The following is a 13,973-nucleotide window of genomic DNA, read 5'->3' on the forward strand; positions in this document are numbered from 1 at the left end:
CCGGCGTTCGCCGGACACAAAGCACTCGATGTGATGAAAAGGGACGGGGCCCGCTCCACCAGGAACGGGCCCCATGCCGGAAATTGACGCTTTTGTCGTGAATGCCCGGATCGCCGGAGATCACCGGGTCACGGGTTGACGTCCTCCAGCATCTCCGTCACCAGCGCCGCGATCGGCGAGCGCTCCGAGCGGGTCAGCGTGATGTGCGCGAAGAGCGGATGCCCCTTCAGCTTCTCCACCACCGCCACCACGCCGTCGTACCGGCCGACCCGGAGGTTGTCCCGCTGCGCCACGTCGTGGGTGAGCACCACCCGCGAGCCCTGGCCGATCCGGGACAGCACCGTCAGCAGGACGTTGCGCTCCAGCGACTGCGCCTCGTCCACGATCACGAAGGCGTCGTGCAGGGAGCGCCCGCGGATGTGGGTGAGCGGCAGGACCTCCAGCATGCCCCGGGAGATGACCTCCTCGATCACGTCGGGGGTGGTGACCGCCGAGAGGGTGTCGAAGACCGCCTGGGCCCAGGGGCTCATCTTCTCCGTCTCGGAGCCCGGCAGGTAGCCGAGCTCCTGCCCGCCGACGGCGTACAGCGGCCGGAAGACCATCACCTTGCGGTGCTGCTGCCGCTCCAGGACCGCCTCCAGGCCGGCGCAGAGCGCCAGCGCGGACTTGCCGGTTCCGGCCCGGCCGCCCAGCGAGACGATCCCGACCTCCGGGTCGAGCAGCAGGTCCAGCGCCACCCGCTGCTCGGCGCTGCGCCCGCGCAGGCCGAACGCCTCGCGCTCGCCGCGCACCAGCCGCACCCGGCCGTCGCCGGTGACCCGGCCGAGCGCCTTGCCGCGCTCGGAGGTGAGCACCAGCCCGGTGTGCACCGGCAGCTCGGCGGTGCCGTCGACGTCCACGCCGGCCTCGTGGCCGGCCGCGAACAGCGCGTCCACGTCGTCGGCCGGCACGTGCAGCTCGGCCATGCCCGTCCAGCCCGAGGTGATCGCCAGCTCGGCCCGGTACTCCTCGGCGAGCAGGCCGACCGAGGACGCCTTGATCCGCAGCGGGAGGTCCTTGGAGACGACGGTGACGTCGTACCCCTCGGCCTGCAGGTTCCGGGCCACCGCCAGGATCCGGGCGTCGGCCTCGCCGCCGCCGGCCCGGTAGCCGGCCGGCAGTATCGACAGGTCGGAGTGGTTGAGCTCGACCCGGATGGTGCCGCCGAGCTCCCCGACCGGGATGGGCTCGTCGAGGCGGCCGTACCGGATCCGGTAGTCGTCGAGCAGTCGCAGCGCCTGGCGGGCGAAGTACCCCAGCTCGGGGTGGTGCCGCTTGGCCTCCAGCTCCGTCACCACGACCACCGGGAGGACGACCTCGTGCTCCTCGAAACGGGTCATGGCGAGCGGGTCCGCCAGGAGAACACTGGTGTCGAGAACGTACGTGCGCCGGTCTGGTGTCCGGCGGCTCTTGGAACTGACCACTAGGCCTCCAGGGCGGATGACCCTGCGTCATCCGCGGCAAGCCGGCCCCCGCTGCCCCGGTGGCCTCGGGGCCGGTCTGATCGGAGTATTCCCAGGCGGGGGGCGGTGCATTCGCGCCCTCGGAGAACTGACGGATCATTGCCGGTGAACGTTTGGCCTCGCCCGGCAGCCGGGTAGGCCAGCCCCTACGGTGGTCAATCCGGTGCGCCGGGCCGCCGGGCCCGGTCCCCGGGGGGGGCGGCGCGGCCCCCGTCAGAGGCCCATCCGCCGGTTGCGCTGCTCGAAGGCGCGCAGCGCCCGCAGGAAGTCGACCTTGCGGAAGGCCGGCCAGTACGCCTCGCAGAAGTAGAACTCGCTGTGCGCGCTCTGCCAGAGCAGGAAGCCGGAGAGCCGCTGCTCGCCCGAGGTGCGGATGACCAGGTCGGGATCGGGCTGGCCCTTGGTGTACAGGTGCTCGGCGATGTGCTCGACGTCCAGGATCTCGGCCAGCTCCTCGATCGAGGTGCCCCGGCCGGCGTGCTCCTGCAGCAGCGAGCGGACGGCGTCGGCGATCTCGTGCCGGCCGCCGTAGCCGACCGCCACGTTCACGGTGATGCCGTCGATGCCCGCGGTCTCGTCGGCGGCCCGCTTCAGGACGTCGGCGGTGTGCTGCGGCAGCAGGTCCAGCGCGCCCACCGGGTGGATCCGCCAGCGGCGGGCGGCGGCCAGGTTGGTGACCGCGTCCTCGATGATGCCGAGCAGCGGGACCAGCTCGTCGGCCGGGCGGTCGAGGTTGTCGGTGGAGAGCATCCACAGGGTGACGACCTTGACGTGGGTCTCGTCGCACCAGCCGAGGAACTCGCTGATCTTGTCGGCGCCGCGCTGGTGGCCGTACGCGGTGGAGCCGCCGGTCGCCCGGGCCCAGCGGCGGTTGCCGTCGAGGATCACGCCGATGTGGTGCGGGGTGCGGGCGAGGTGCACCTCGACCCGGCGACCGTAGAGGCCGTACATCCCGTCCAGCAGGACGCGCAGACCCGGCGTGCGTTCGACGACATCGCGCAGACCCATGGTTTTCGGCCCCTCCGTACTCACTTCACCGGGTGCTTCAGAACCCCCGGCGCAGCCTACTCCCGCGCCGTGGCGGCAGGGAAAGCCGCAGGTCGCGGGAGGGTCACGGTCCTGTGCGGAGTCTGTCGCGGCCGGCGCGCCGGAGGTGGCCGGAACGCGCCCCGGCGGCGCCCCGGGGACGCCCCGGGGAACGGCCGGGGGCCGGATACGGAACGGTCTCCGATTCCTTAAGGAATCCGTAAGCCGACGGTTCAATGCTTGACGACCCCCAATGGTCTAGTCCAGCTTTTGTTCCCAGGGCGGAACAGAACACCGGCCCCGCCCTCGTCAAGGCAGTACTTCGGACGCAATGCCCTCCCCCACACGCGGCCGCCGCGCCCCCCACCGCGGCGGCCGCTCCTCCCCCACAGGAGCGCACCTCCATGGCCCGTACGCTGAACCGGCCCGTGTCGCACAAGCGCCGCCGCGGCCCCGTCCCGGCTCTCGCCGCGGGCGCCACCGCCCTCGCCCTGGCCGGCACCGGCCTCGCCCTCTTCGCCGGCGGCGCCAACGCCGCGGCCGGGAACCTGGTCGCCAACGGCGGCTTCGACGGCTCGCTCGGCGGCTGGGTCTGCACCGGCGCCGCGAGCGCCGTCACCACGCCGGTCCACTCGGGCACGGGCGCGCTGCAGGCCACCCCGGGTGCGGCGGACACCGCCGAGTGCACCCAGACCATCAGCGTGCTGCCCAACACCAGCTACACCCTGAGCGCCTGGGTCCAGGGCCCGTACGCCTACCTCGGGGCGCGCGGCACCGGAGGCACCGACCCGAGCGTCTGGTCCAACCAGAACAGCTGGAACCAGCTCTCCACCACGTTCACCACCGGCGCGAGCGCCAAGAGCGTCACCGTCTACCTGCACGGCTGGTACGGCCAGAGCGCCTACCTCGCCGACGACGTCGTGCTGAGCGGCCCGGCCGGCCCCTCCACCCCGAGCCCGACCGCGACGGCCACCCCCACGCCGACCGTCACCCCCACCGCGACGCCGACCACGACCGCCTCGCCGACGGCCACCGCCACGCCGACCCAGACGGTGACCCCCACCCCCACCCAGACGGTCACCCCGACCCCCACGGCGACCAGCACCGGCAACCCGAACACCGGCGTCCCGAAGCACGCCGTCACCGGCTACTGGCACAACTTCGACAACAAGGGCAACAACCTCCAGAAGCTGAGCGACGTCCAGAGCGCGTACGACATCATCGCGGTCTCCTTCGCGGACGCCGTTCCCACCCGCGCCGGCGCCATCACCTTCAAGCTGGACCCGGAGCTGTCGGCCGGCCTCGGCGGCTACACCGACGCCCAGTTCCGCGCCGACGTGAAGGCCAAGCAGGCGGCCGGCAAGAAGGTGATCATCTCCGTCGGCGGCCAGAACGGCGCCATCTCGGTCAACGACGCCGCCGCCGCGCAGGCCTTCGTGGACAGCGCCTACGCCGTCATCAAGGACTACGGCTTCGACGGCATCGACATCGACCTGGAGAACGGCGTCAACGCGACGCACATGGGCAACGCCCTGCACAGCCTCCAGGCCAAGGTCGGCTCCGGCTTCGTCCTGACGATGGCCCCGGAGACCATCGGGATGTACTCCACCGCCGGCGCCTACTTCCAGCTGGCGCTGAACACCAAGGACATCCTGACCGTCGTCAACACCCAGTTCTACAACTCGGGCGGCATGAACGGCTGCGACGGCAAGGTCTACACCCAGGGCACCATCGACTTCATCACCTCGCAGATCTGCACCCAGATCCAGGGCGGCCTGCGGCCCGACCAGGTCGGCATCGGCGTCCCCGCCTCCAGCAAGGCGGCCGGCGGCGGCTACGTCGCGCCGAGCGTCGTCAACAACGCGCTGGACTGCCTCGCCACCGGCAAGAACTGCGGCAGCTTCGTCCCGCCGGCCAAGTGGCCGACCATCCGGGGCGCGATGACCTGGTCCACCAACTGGGACTCCGTCAACGGGAACGCCTTCTCCAACACGGTCGGCTCGTTCGTCCACCAGATGCCGTAACTCCCCCCGGCGCGCCGCTCCTTGAGGGTGGGGCCTGCGCGTCGGCGCCGGGCCCGCCGTACCTGACCGGTACGGCGGGCCCGTTCGCTTGTCCGGGCCCGGCTCAGGAGTGGCCGAGCACCGCCAGCAGGGTGCCGAGCAGCAGGAACGGGCCCAGCGGCACCTCCCGGCCGCGCACCGGGCGGCGGCGCGCCAGCGCGGTCAGCAGCACGCCGACCGACCAGAGCCCGGCCAGCAGGACGAAGGCCACCAGCGCGGCGAAGGCGGCCGACCAGCCGTACCGTCCGAGCAGCGCGCCGAGACCGAGCGCCAGCACGGTGTCCCCCGCGCCCACCAGCCCCAGCTGGACCGGGACCTCGAACAGCACCCCGGCGGCCAGCGCCACCAGCAGGCAGCGCAGCAGCACCCCCGGGGCGTCCTCGGCCAGCTGCACCCCGGTCAGCAGCACCGCGAGGCCCGCCGCCAGCGTCCAGGTGAGCGGGTAGGGCAGCCGGTGCACCCGGGCGTCGGTGAAGCCGAGCACCACGCCGGGCCCGGCCAGCCAGAGCAGCAGCAGCGCGTCCGCCGGGTGCGCGGCGACCAGCGCGGCGGCGGCCGCGGCCGCGGTGACCGCCTCCACCCGCCAGGGGCCGGGGCCGAGCCCGGTCCGGCAGCCCGGACACCGCCCGGTGGGCGGCAGTCCGCGCAGCTCCCGCCCGCAGGACGGGCAGGCCAGGCACCACGCCTCGCCCTCCGGCACGGCGTAGCGCACCACCAGGCCGCGCAGCGCCGGTGCCACCAGCACCCCGGCCAGTACCGCTCCCAGCGCGCTCGCGATCACGGCTCGCCCCCTCCTCGCCCGGGACGCGCGGTCCGGCGGGCTCCGCTCCGGAGCCGGCCGGACACCGTCCGCGTCCGCCACCGACGGCACCGCGGAACCCGGGTGCCGCACGACCACATCATCCACGGGCGAGGGGCGCCTTGACGAAGCTTCGGAGCACTCTGCGCGCGGCGGTCCGGCCCCGCCGTACGACTCCGGCGGGAAGCCGGGCACCCCGGCCGACGGCCGGACCCGGCGGCAAGTGTGCCGTCCGTCTCGTTCCGGACGGCACCCCGCCGCAGTTCCTCGCCTTCGGCAGCGTTCCGGACCCCCGGCCGCTGATCCGGAAGGCGGGCCGAGGCATCCGCCTCCTGATCGAAGGCGGAGCGGAACGGTGGCGTCCGGGCGGTCCTGCGGGTGTCCCACGACACGCGCCGGACCGCCCGTTCGTGCCCCTAAAGTAGGCAGGCATGCAGGTCATCCAGTCCAGCAAGCTCGCCAATGTCTGCTACGACATCCGCGGTCCGGTGCTCGACGAGGCGATGCGGCTGGAGGAACAGGGCCACCGCATCCTGAAGCTCAACACCGGCAATCCCGCGCTGTTCGGCTTCGACGCGCCGCCGGAGATCCTCCAGGACATCCTGCGCAACCTCTCCTCCGCGCACGGCTACGGGGACTCCAAGGGTCTGCTCTCCGCGCGCCGCGCCGTGGTGATGGACTACGAGGAGCGCGGCCTGGAGGGCCTGACGGTCGAGGACGTCTTCCTCGGCAACGGCGTCTCCGAACTGATCCAGCTGGCGATGACCGCCCTGCTGGACGACGGCGACGAGGTGCTCGTCCCGGCCCCGGACTACCCGCTGTGGACGGCCTCCGTCTCGCTGGCCGGCGGCACCGCCGTCCACTACCGCTGCGACGAGCAGTCCGAGTGGTACCCGGACCTCGCCGACGTCGAGGCCAAGGTCACCGACCGGACCAGGGCGCTGGTGGTGATCAACCCCAACAACCCGACCGGCGCGGTCTACCCGCGCGAGGTGCTGGAGGGGCTGGTCGGGATCGCCCGCCGCCACCGGCTGGTGATCTACGCGGACGAGATCTACGACAAGATCCTCTACGACGACGCCGAGCACGTCCCGCTGGCCGGCCTGGCACCCGACCTGTTCTGCGTCACCTTCAACGGCATGTCCAAGTCCTACCGGGTGGCGGGCTTCCGCTCCGGCTGGATGGTGCTCTCCGGCGACCGCGCCCGGGCCCGGAGCTACGTCGAGGGCCTGACCGTGCTGGCCTCGATGCGGCTGTGCGCCAACATGCCGGCCCAGCACGCGGTGGCCGCGGCGCTCGGCGGACGCCAGTCGATCAAGGACCTGATCCTGCCCGGCGGACGGCTGCTGGAGTCCCGGGACGCGGCGTACCGGCTGCTCAACGAGATCCCCGGGGTCAGCTGCGTGAAGCCGAAGGGCGCGCTGTACGCCTTCCCCCGGCTGGACCCGAAGGTCTTCAAGATCAAGGACGACGCCCGGATGGTACTCGACCTGCTGCGCGCCGAACGGATCCTGCTGGTCCAGGGCACCGGCTTCAACTGGCCCGAGCCGGACCACTTCCGGCTGGTCACCCTGCCGCGCGCGGAGGAGATCACCGACGCGGTCACCCGGATCGGGACGTTCCTGAGCGGCTACACCCAGCCCTGAGGGCCCGCGGAAAGCGCTACGGCCGGAGTCCCGGTCGGGCGATCTCCTTGGTCGGGGAAAGATCGTCCGTCGGGGCTCCGGCCGTCCTGTCGCTTGCCGGTGCGCGGTTCGTGCGGCGCACCGGCCTCTCTACCGCTCCTGCTGAGGCTCAGGCTCAGCCGAGGCGGGCGACCAGGTCTCGGTACTCGTCCCACAGCGCGGCGGGCGTGTGCTCACCGAACATCTCCAGGTGGGCCGGGACGAGCGCGGCCTCCTGACGCCAGATGTCGGCGTCGACGGTGAAGAGCAGGTCGAGGTCCTCCTTCGACAGCTCCAGCCCGTTCAGGTCGAAGCCCTCGACGGTCGGCAGCACGCCGATCGGGGTCTCGACGCCCTCGCCGGTGCCCTCCAGGCGCTCGACGACCCACTTCAGCACGCGGCTGTTCTCGCCGTAGCCCGGCCAGACGAACTGGCCGTCGGCGTTCTTGCGGAACCAGTTGACGTAGTAGATCTTCGGCAGCTTCCCGGCGTCCGCCTCGGCGCCGACCTTCAGCCAGTGGGCGAAGTAGTCGCCCATGTTGTAGCCGCAGAACGGCAGCATCGCGAACGGGTCGCGGCGCAGCTCGCCGACGGTGCCCTCGGCGGCGGCGGTCTTCTCGGAGGCGATGTTGGCGCCGAGGAAGACGCCGTGCTGCCAGTTGAAGGACTCCGTCACCAGCGGGACGGCGGTGGCGCGGCGGCCGCCGAACAGGATGGCCGAGATCGGCACACCCGCCGGGTCCTCCCACTCGGGGGCGATGGTCGGGCACTGCGCGGCCGGGACGGCGAAGCGGGCGTTCGGGTGGGCGGCCGGGGTCTCCGACTCCGGCGTCCAGTCGTTGCCGCGCCAGTCGGTCAGGTGGGTCGGCTTCTCGTCGGTCAGGCCCTCCCACCAGACGTCGCCGTCGTCGGTGAGCGCGACGTTGGTGAAGACGGTGTTGCCCCAGAGCGTGTCGATCGCGTTGGCGTTGGTGTCCACGCCGGTGCCGGGGGCGACGCCGAAGAAGCCCGCCTCGGGGTTGATGGCGTACAGGCGGCCGTCGGCGCCGAAGCGCATCCAGGCGATGTCGTCGCCGATCGTCTCGACCTTCCAGCCCGGGACGGTGGGCTGGAGCATCGCCAGGTTGGTCTTGCCGCAGGCGGACGGGAAGGCGGCCGCGACGTACTTGGGCTCGGCCTCGCCCGCGGGGCCCGCCGGCGGGGTGAGCTTCAGGATGAGCATGTGCTCGGCGAGCCAGCCCTCGTCGCGGGCCATGGTCGAGGCGATGCGCAGCGCGTAGCACTTCTTGCCGAGCAGGGCGTTGCCGCCGTAGCCGGAGCCGAAGGACCAGATCTCCCGGGTCTCCGGGAAGTGCGAGATGTACTTGGTGCTGTTGCACGGCCACGGCACGTCCGCCTGGCCCTCGGCGAGCGGGGCGCCGACGGTGTGCACGGCCTTGACGAAGTCGCCGTCCTCGCCGAGCTGGTCGAGCACGGCCCGGCCCATGCGGGTCATCACGCGCATCGACACGGCGACGTAGGCGGAGTCGGTGATCTCGACGCCGTAGGCGGCCAGCGGGGAGCCGACCGGGCCCATCGAGAACGGCACGACGTACATGGTGCGGCCCTTCATGGCGCCGCGGAACAGGCCCTGCTCGCCCTGGAAGAGCTCGCGCATCTCGGCGGGAGCCTTCCAGTGGTTGGTCGGGCCGGCGTCCTTCTCCTGCTCGGAGCAGATGAAGGTGCGGTCCTCCACGCGCGCCACGTCCGAGGGGTCCGAGGCGGCGTAGTAGGAGTTGGGTCGCTTCTCCTCGTTGAGCTTCTTGAAAGTGCCCTGGGCGACGAGCAGGTCCGCGAGGCGCTGGTACTCCTCGTCGGAACCGTCGCACCATTCGACGCGGTCCGGCTGGGTGAGCTCCGCGATCTCGCCGACCCACGCCAGCAGACGCTGGTGGCGGGTGGGCGCGGCGCTGAGAGCAGCCGAGTTCTCGTTCGACACGATCGCTCCGTTTCACGCCATCCCGGCGGGGAGACGGCGTAGCGGGGGTTGAGGGTGCTTGCAGCGTAGCTCCGGACCCTCGGCCTCAACGCGGCACAACGGCAGAGTTGACGCATCTTTTACTACAGTACGGATGATTACTTGCCGGTAGGACTGGACCTACGACACCTCGCGAGGCCCGCCACCCCTCCTCCGAATACTCCAAAACGTCCAAGTCGTGATGAGCGCCACTTCCTACGAATCAGTAACCTACGGGTCCGTAGGTAGCGGGTAGCATGCGGCTCATGACTGCTGAGCTCCTGGAGAGCACGGAGCGTGCCGAGAGCAAGCCGAAGTGGCGCGGCTGGCTGCACGCAGGAATGTTCCCCGCCACGGTGGCCGCCGGGATCGCGCTGATCGCGCTGGCCGAACCGGGGCCCGCGAGGATCGCGTGCGCGATCTACTCCGCCAGCGCCTGGCTGCTCTTCGGGGTCAGCGCGGTCTACCACCGCTTCCACTGGGGGCCGCGCGGCGACGCGATCCTGCGCCGGCTGGACCACGCGAACATCTTCCTGATCATCGCGGGGACCTACACCCCGTTCACCGTCCTGCTGCTGGACGGCACCGCCCGGCAGGTGCTGCTCTGGGCGGTCTGGGGCGGCGCGCTGGCGGGGATAGCGTTCCGGGTCTTCTGGGTCGGCGCGCCGCGCTGGCTCTACACGCCCGTGTACCTGGCGCTGGGCTGGGCCGCCGCGTTCTTCCTGCCGGACTTCCTGCGCGCCGGCGGCGTCGCCGTCCTGGTGCTGATGATCGTCGGCGGTGTGCTCTACAGCATCGGCGGCGTGGTGTACGGGCTCAAGCGGCCGAACCCGTCACCGCAGTGGTTCGGCTTCCACGAGGTGTTCCACGCCTTCACCCTCGGGGCCTTCATCACGCAGTACGTCGGGGTCTCACTGGTGGCCTACAGCGCGGCCGGCTGAGCCCGGCGCCCCGTGGCGGGCGGTCGGCCGGTCGTGCGACCGGACGGCCGCCCGCTCCGCCGTCCACTCCCGGACCGGGTGCTCGTACACCCGGTCGTGCGGCGCCCGCTCGTACGGGGCCCGCTCGTACGACCCGTCGTGCCGGTGGTCGCGCAGCCGGTCGAAGCGCTCATGGGTGTGCTGGCCGCGGACCGTCCGCCCGGCCTGCCGCGCGTCGATCGCCGCCCGGGCCCGGCGGCAGCGCTCGCAGTGCGCGGCGTCCGCCGTGCCCCCGGCCGTCCGGTGCCCGCCCGGCGCCGACCCGCGGTCCGGCTCGGGCGCCTGGTGGAGCAGCCGCCAGCGGCGGCCCACGTAGACCATCAGCAGCAGCGTCTCGACCCCGGCGACCGCCAGCACCAGCGCGGCGCCGTGGATCAGATAGGCCGCGACCACGGCCAGCGCCGAGCCCACCACCACTGCGGCACCCCAGATCTGGGCACCCGACTCCCGAACGGCCATGACGGCTTCTCCTTCCTGCGCCGGGCTCGTGGTCGGCCCCTGCCGCCCCACCCCTTCTCCGCTCTCGGCACGCACCGGTCCGCACTGACCGACGGCCACATCGTATCTACCGACAGTCACCCGCAACGGCCCGAAAGCGGCGAACGACAGATCAACGTTGCGTCAATTCCCCGTGCGGAACGCGCACTTCCAGGACACATCACGGAGAGTGACGAAATCCCACCCCCCTTTGGACGTTGACGGCGACCTTCTTTTGGGAGTTACTGTCATTTGACACCGACTACCTTCACCGGTCTCCGGAGGTTTCCCGTGCCCACCGCGCCCACCCCGCCCACCGAGGACCGGCCGGCCCCGCCCGGCCCGGACCCGCGGCGCTGGCTCGCGCTCGTCGCGGTCGCGCTGAGCGTCCTGGTGATCAGCCTCGACATGACGGTCCTGAACGTCGCCCTGCCCACGCTGGCCTCGCAGCTCCAGGCCACCACCGGGCAGCAGCAGTGGATCGTCGACTCCTACACCGTGGTCTTCGCCGCCGTGATGCTCCCGGCCGGGCTGATCGGCGACCGCTTCGGCCGCCGCTTCACGCTCACTCTGGGCCTCGCCCTGTTCGGCCTCGCCTCGGCGGTCGGCATACTGGCCGACAGCCCCGACACGCTGATCGCCGCCCGCGCCGCGATGGGCCTGGCCGGCGCGTTGGTGATGCCGATGTCCATGGCGGTGATCCCCGGTCTCTTCCCGCCCGGCGAGCAGCGGCGCGCCACCGCGATCCTGGCCGCCTCGCTGGCCGTCGGCACCCCGCTCGGCCCGCTGATCGGCGGCTTCATCCTCCAGCACTACTGGTGGGGCGCGATCTTCGCGATCAACCTGCCGCTGGTGGCGATCGGCATCACCGCCTGCGTCGTCCTGCTGCCGGAGACCCGCAACCCCGCCGCGCCCCCGATCGACGTGCCCGCCACCCTGCTCGGCGCCGGCGGGCTGGCCGCGCTCACCTACGGCATCATCGAGAGCCCCGAGCGCGGCTGGAGCGACCCGCTGGTGCTCGGCACCGTGGGCGGCGCACTGGTCGCGCTCACCCTGCTGGTGCTGCGCAGCCGGCGGCGGAGCAGCCCGATGCTCGACCTGTCGCTGCTCGCCGACGCCTCCTTCCGCTGGTCGACGGTGGCCGCGACGCTGGTGTCCCTGGTCCTGTTCGGCGCGTTCTTCGTGCTCCCGCTGTACTTCCAGAGCGTCCTCGGCGCGGACGCCTTCGGCACCGGTCTGCGGCTGATGCCGATGATGCTCGGCCTGATGGTGGCCGCCCGGCTCAGCGACCGGCTGGTGGCCCGGACCAGCCCCCGGACGGTGATCGCCCTCGGGCTGGCCCTGCTGGCCGCCGCCCTGCTCATCGGCGGCCGGACGGAGGTCGCGGACGGCTACGGCCCGGCCGCCGTCTGGCTCACCCTGCTAGGGGTCGGCATGGGCCTGTCCCTCATCACCGCGCAGGCCACCGCCCTGCTCACGCTGCCGCCCGCCCGGGCCGGCGTCGGCTCGGGCCTGCTGCAGACCTTCCGCCAGGTCGGCGGGGCCATCGGGGTGGCGGTCTTCGGCAGCCTGCTCGCCGACGCCTACCGGGGCGCACTGGACACCGGCGGGCTGGCGGCGGGCTCGGCCGAGCAGGCCGGGAGGTCGGTGGTCGCCGCCGACGCGGTCGCCGCCGCGGCCGGCGACCCGGCACTGGCCGCCTCCGCGCACAGCGCCTATGTGCACGGGATGACGGTCGTGCTGCTGGTCTCCGGGGCGATCGCGATGCTGTCGGCGATCCTGGTCGCGCTGCGGATGCCCGCCGTCGAACCGGCCGGGCCGGCCTCCGGGGCCGCCGGGTCCGCCGCGGTGCCCGCGGCCGATCACGGATAATCGAAGGCATGAACGCACCGCGGCCGGCGACGGCACCTCCGACCGGACCGGGCAACCCGATCCAGGCGATGCTGGAGGCGCCGCTGTCGCTGCGCGAGCGCAAGAAGCTGAAGACCCGCCAGACCATCCGGCGCGAGGCGTACCGGCTGATCGCCGAGCAGGGGTACGAGAACACCACGGTGGACCAGATCGCGGCCGCCGCCGAGGTGTCCCCGTCCACCTTCTTCCGCTACTTCGCCACCAAGGAGGACCTCGTCCTCACCGACGAGTACGACCCGGCGATGATCGACGCCCTGCTCGCCAGGCCCTCCGACGAACCGTTTCTGCGCTCCTGCCGCGAGGCCGTCATCGGCCTGCTCCGGCAGCTGATGGAGCACGAGCGCGAGGAACTGCTCGTCCGGATGCGGCTGACCAAGGACGTCCCCTCGCTGCGCGCCCGGATGATCGACGCCGGCAACGAGCCGCAGCGGCTCTACCTCGTCGCGATGGCCCGGCGGGCCGGCGTCGAGGAACCCACCTTCGCGATGCGGATCACCGCCGCCGCGATCGGCGCCGCCACCACGGAGACGGTGCTGCGGTGGGCCGAGAGCGACGGCTCCGAGGACATCGCCGACCTGGTGGACCGCACCTTCGCGATCCTGGAGGACGGCTTCACCGGTCTGTAGCCGGCGGGAACGCGACGGCGGGGTCGCCGCCGCCGCGCTCCCGGGCGGGGGCCCTGCGGGCTACCCGTGCCGCAGGGCCGTCCGCCGCCGCAGGGCGACGCCCGCGCCCGCGAGCGCGGTGGCGCCCAGGGCCGCGGCCGCCGTCACGGCGGGCAGCGCGGTACCGCCCGCGCCCCGCGCGGCGGCCGGCTCGTAGCCGCCGCCCCGGCCCGTCCGGTCGTACGCCGAGCCGGGCAGCTTGTCGCCGTACCGCTGGCGGACCAGTCCCTGGTACGCGGCCAGGCTCACTCCGGCCCCGCCCACCGAGCGGCGGGCCTCCTCGTCGAGCGGCAGCACCCGGCCGTCCCGCAGCACGTACCAGGCGTTGATCTGCGGCTCGCGGAACGCCGTCCCGCCGCCGCCGTCCGCCGCCCGCGCGGCGTAGTCGCCCTCGTCGCCGCCGGTGGCGATGTTGACGACCCGCCAGCCGTCGCCCTGCTTCACCGTCCAGACCGAGGCGACCTGCCCGTCGGCCGCCACCACCCGGCTCGCTGCGAACTCGGCCCGGGCCACCGGGGCGCCCGGCGTGCCGGACACGAAGGCGGCGTTCAGCGTGTACACCGGCACGGTGTCCCCGGCCAGCCGGGGCGCGGTGGCGTCCGCCGCCGCGCCGTCGGCCGCCCCGGGGGCGAGCCGCCCGGTCGGCGGGAGGCCGTTGCGGGTGAGGAAGCGGCCGACCCGGTCGAGCACCTCCGGGCTCTGCGCCGCGCTGCGGGCCAGCGCCAGCTCCGCGGCCGGCACCGGCTCGGGCACCCCGGCCGGACCGGACCCGCCGGACGGACCGGCGGCGGAGGCGGCCGGCCCGAAGGCCAGCCCCAGACCGGCGGCGAGCAGGACGGCCGCCGCGCCGCGGACCGCCGCGGCCTTGCGCATGCTGCTGCTCATGTCGC

Annotated in this window: 11 protein-coding genes; 5 read left to right on the forward strand and 6 right to left on the reverse strand. The window is 72.8% G+C overall.

What is annotated here, in order from left to right:
• Positions 1–128 precede the first annotated feature (128 nt).
• Both ACFVFS_RS17930 and ACFVFS_RS17935 read right to left on the reverse strand, forming a co-directional pair.
• A complete protein-coding gene (locus tag ACFVFS_RS17930; RefSeq protein WP_380625153.1) occupies positions 129–1,463 on the reverse strand; it encodes a PhoH family protein in 1,335 nt (444 codons plus the stop codon).
• Between the two features lie 252 nt (positions 1,464–1,715).
• Positions 1,716–2,510, reverse strand: coding sequence for an isoprenyl transferase (locus ACFVFS_RS17935; protein ID WP_380625154.1), 795 nt, complete (start codon positions 2,508–2,510; stop codon positions 1,716–1,718).
• Positions 2,511–2,932: 422 nt separating this feature from the next.
• Here ACFVFS_RS17935 and ACFVFS_RS17940 point away from each other — a divergent pair, with 422 nt between their 5' ends.
• The gene (locus tag ACFVFS_RS17940) at positions 2,933–4,552 is read left to right on the forward strand and encodes a chitinase (RefSeq protein WP_380625156.1); all 1,620 of its coding nucleotides are present in this window, start codon (positions 2,933–2,935) and stop codon (positions 4,550–4,552) included.
• Positions 4,553–4,655: 103 nt separating this feature from the next.
• On the opposite strand, the gene ACFVFS_RS17945 is transcribed toward ACFVFS_RS17940, so the two are convergent.
• The gene (locus ACFVFS_RS17945; RefSeq protein ID WP_380625158.1) at positions 4,656–5,372 is read right to left on the reverse strand and encodes a prepilin peptidase; all 717 of its coding nucleotides are present in this window, start codon (positions 5,370–5,372) and stop codon (positions 4,656–4,658) included.
• A 449-nt stretch (positions 5,373–5,821) separates the two neighbouring features.
• Here ACFVFS_RS17945 and ACFVFS_RS17950 point away from each other — a divergent pair, with 449 nt between their 5' ends.
• Positions 5,822–7,036, forward strand: a complete 1,215-nt coding sequence (locus ACFVFS_RS17950; protein WP_380625160.1) for a pyridoxal phosphate-dependent aminotransferase — start codon at positions 5,822–5,824, stop codon at positions 7,034–7,036.
• Between the two features lie 154 nt (positions 7,037–7,190).
• Here the strand turns inward: ACFVFS_RS17950 and ACFVFS_RS17955 are convergent, their stop codons facing one another.
• Positions 7,191–9,032 (reverse strand): phosphoenolpyruvate carboxykinase (GTP), encoded by a 1,842-nt coding sequence (locus ACFVFS_RS17955; protein WP_380625162.1) that lies wholly within the window; start codon positions 9,030–9,032, stop codon positions 7,191–7,193.
• A 284-nt stretch (positions 9,033–9,316) separates the two neighbouring features.
• Here ACFVFS_RS17955 and ACFVFS_RS17960 point away from each other — a divergent pair, with 284 nt between their 5' ends.
• The gene (locus tag ACFVFS_RS17960) at positions 9,317–9,991 is read left to right on the forward strand and encodes a hemolysin III family protein (RefSeq protein ID WP_380625164.1); all 675 of its coding nucleotides are present in this window, start codon (positions 9,317–9,319) and stop codon (positions 9,989–9,991) included.
• Here the strand turns inward: ACFVFS_RS17960 and ACFVFS_RS17965 are convergent.
• On the reverse strand, positions 9,962–10,489 hold the full coding sequence (locus ACFVFS_RS17965) for a hypothetical protein (protein ID WP_380625166.1): 528 nt from the start codon (positions 10,487–10,489) through the stop codon (positions 9,962–9,964). The two genes, ACFVFS_RS17960 and ACFVFS_RS17965, sit on opposite strands and share 30 nt — an antisense overlap.
• A gap of 309 nt (positions 10,490–10,798) precedes the next feature.
• Between ACFVFS_RS17965 and ACFVFS_RS17970 the strand changes: the two genes are divergently transcribed.
• Both ACFVFS_RS17970 and ACFVFS_RS17975 read left to right on the forward strand, forming a co-directional pair.
• On the forward strand, positions 10,799–12,379 hold the full coding sequence (locus ACFVFS_RS17970; protein ID WP_380625168.1) for an MFS transporter: 1,581 nt from the start codon (positions 10,799–10,801) through the stop codon (positions 12,377–12,379).
• An 8-nt stretch (positions 12,380–12,387) separates the two neighbouring features.
• Complete coding sequence (locus ACFVFS_RS17975; RefSeq protein WP_380625170.1) at positions 12,388–13,044, forward strand: TetR family transcriptional regulator; 657 nt, start codon at positions 12,388–12,390, stop codon at positions 13,042–13,044.
• A 60-nt stretch (positions 13,045–13,104) separates the two neighbouring features.
• Here the strand turns inward: ACFVFS_RS17975 and ACFVFS_RS17980 are convergent, their stop codons facing one another.
• A complete protein-coding gene (locus tag ACFVFS_RS17980; protein WP_380625172.1) occupies positions 13,105–13,968 on the reverse strand; it encodes a hypothetical protein in 864 nt (287 codons plus the stop codon).
• Between the last annotated feature and the right edge of the window lie 5 nt (positions 13,969–13,973).

The sequence above is a fragment of the Kitasatospora sp. NPDC057692 genome (genome assembly GCF_042799475.1).
Classification (GTDB): Bacteria; Actinomycetota; Actinomycetes; order Streptomycetales; family Streptomycetaceae; genus Kitasatospora.

Excerpts from the sequence above, each read along its gene's own strand:
- ACFVFS_RS17940 (WP_380625156.1), top strand. The coding sequence starts at position 2,933 with ATGGCCCGTACGCTGAACCGGCCCGTGTCGCACAAGCGCCGCCGCGGC.
- ACFVFS_RS17975 (WP_380625170.1), top strand. The coding sequence starts at position 12,388 with ATGAACGCACCGCGGCCGGCGACGGCACCTCCGACCGGACCGGGCAAC.
- ACFVFS_RS17980 (WP_380625172.1), bottom strand. The coding sequence starts at position 13,968 with ATGAGCAGCAGCATGCGCAAGGCCGCGGCGGTCCGCGGCGCGGCGGCC.
- ACFVFS_RS17965 (WP_380625166.1), bottom strand. The coding sequence starts at position 10,489 with ATGGCCGTTCGGGAGTCGGGTGCCCAGATCTGGGGTGCCGCAGTGGTG.
- ACFVFS_RS17935 (WP_380625154.1), bottom strand. The coding sequence starts at position 2,510 with ATGGGTCTGCGCGATGTCGTCGAACGCACGCCGGGTCTGCGCGTCCTG.
- ACFVFS_RS17950 (WP_380625160.1), top strand. The coding sequence starts at position 5,822 with ATGCAGGTCATCCAGTCCAGCAAGCTCGCCAATGTCTGCTACGACATC.
- ACFVFS_RS17960 (WP_380625164.1), top strand. The coding sequence starts at position 9,317 with ATGACTGCTGAGCTCCTGGAGAGCACGGAGCGTGCCGAGAGCAAGCCG.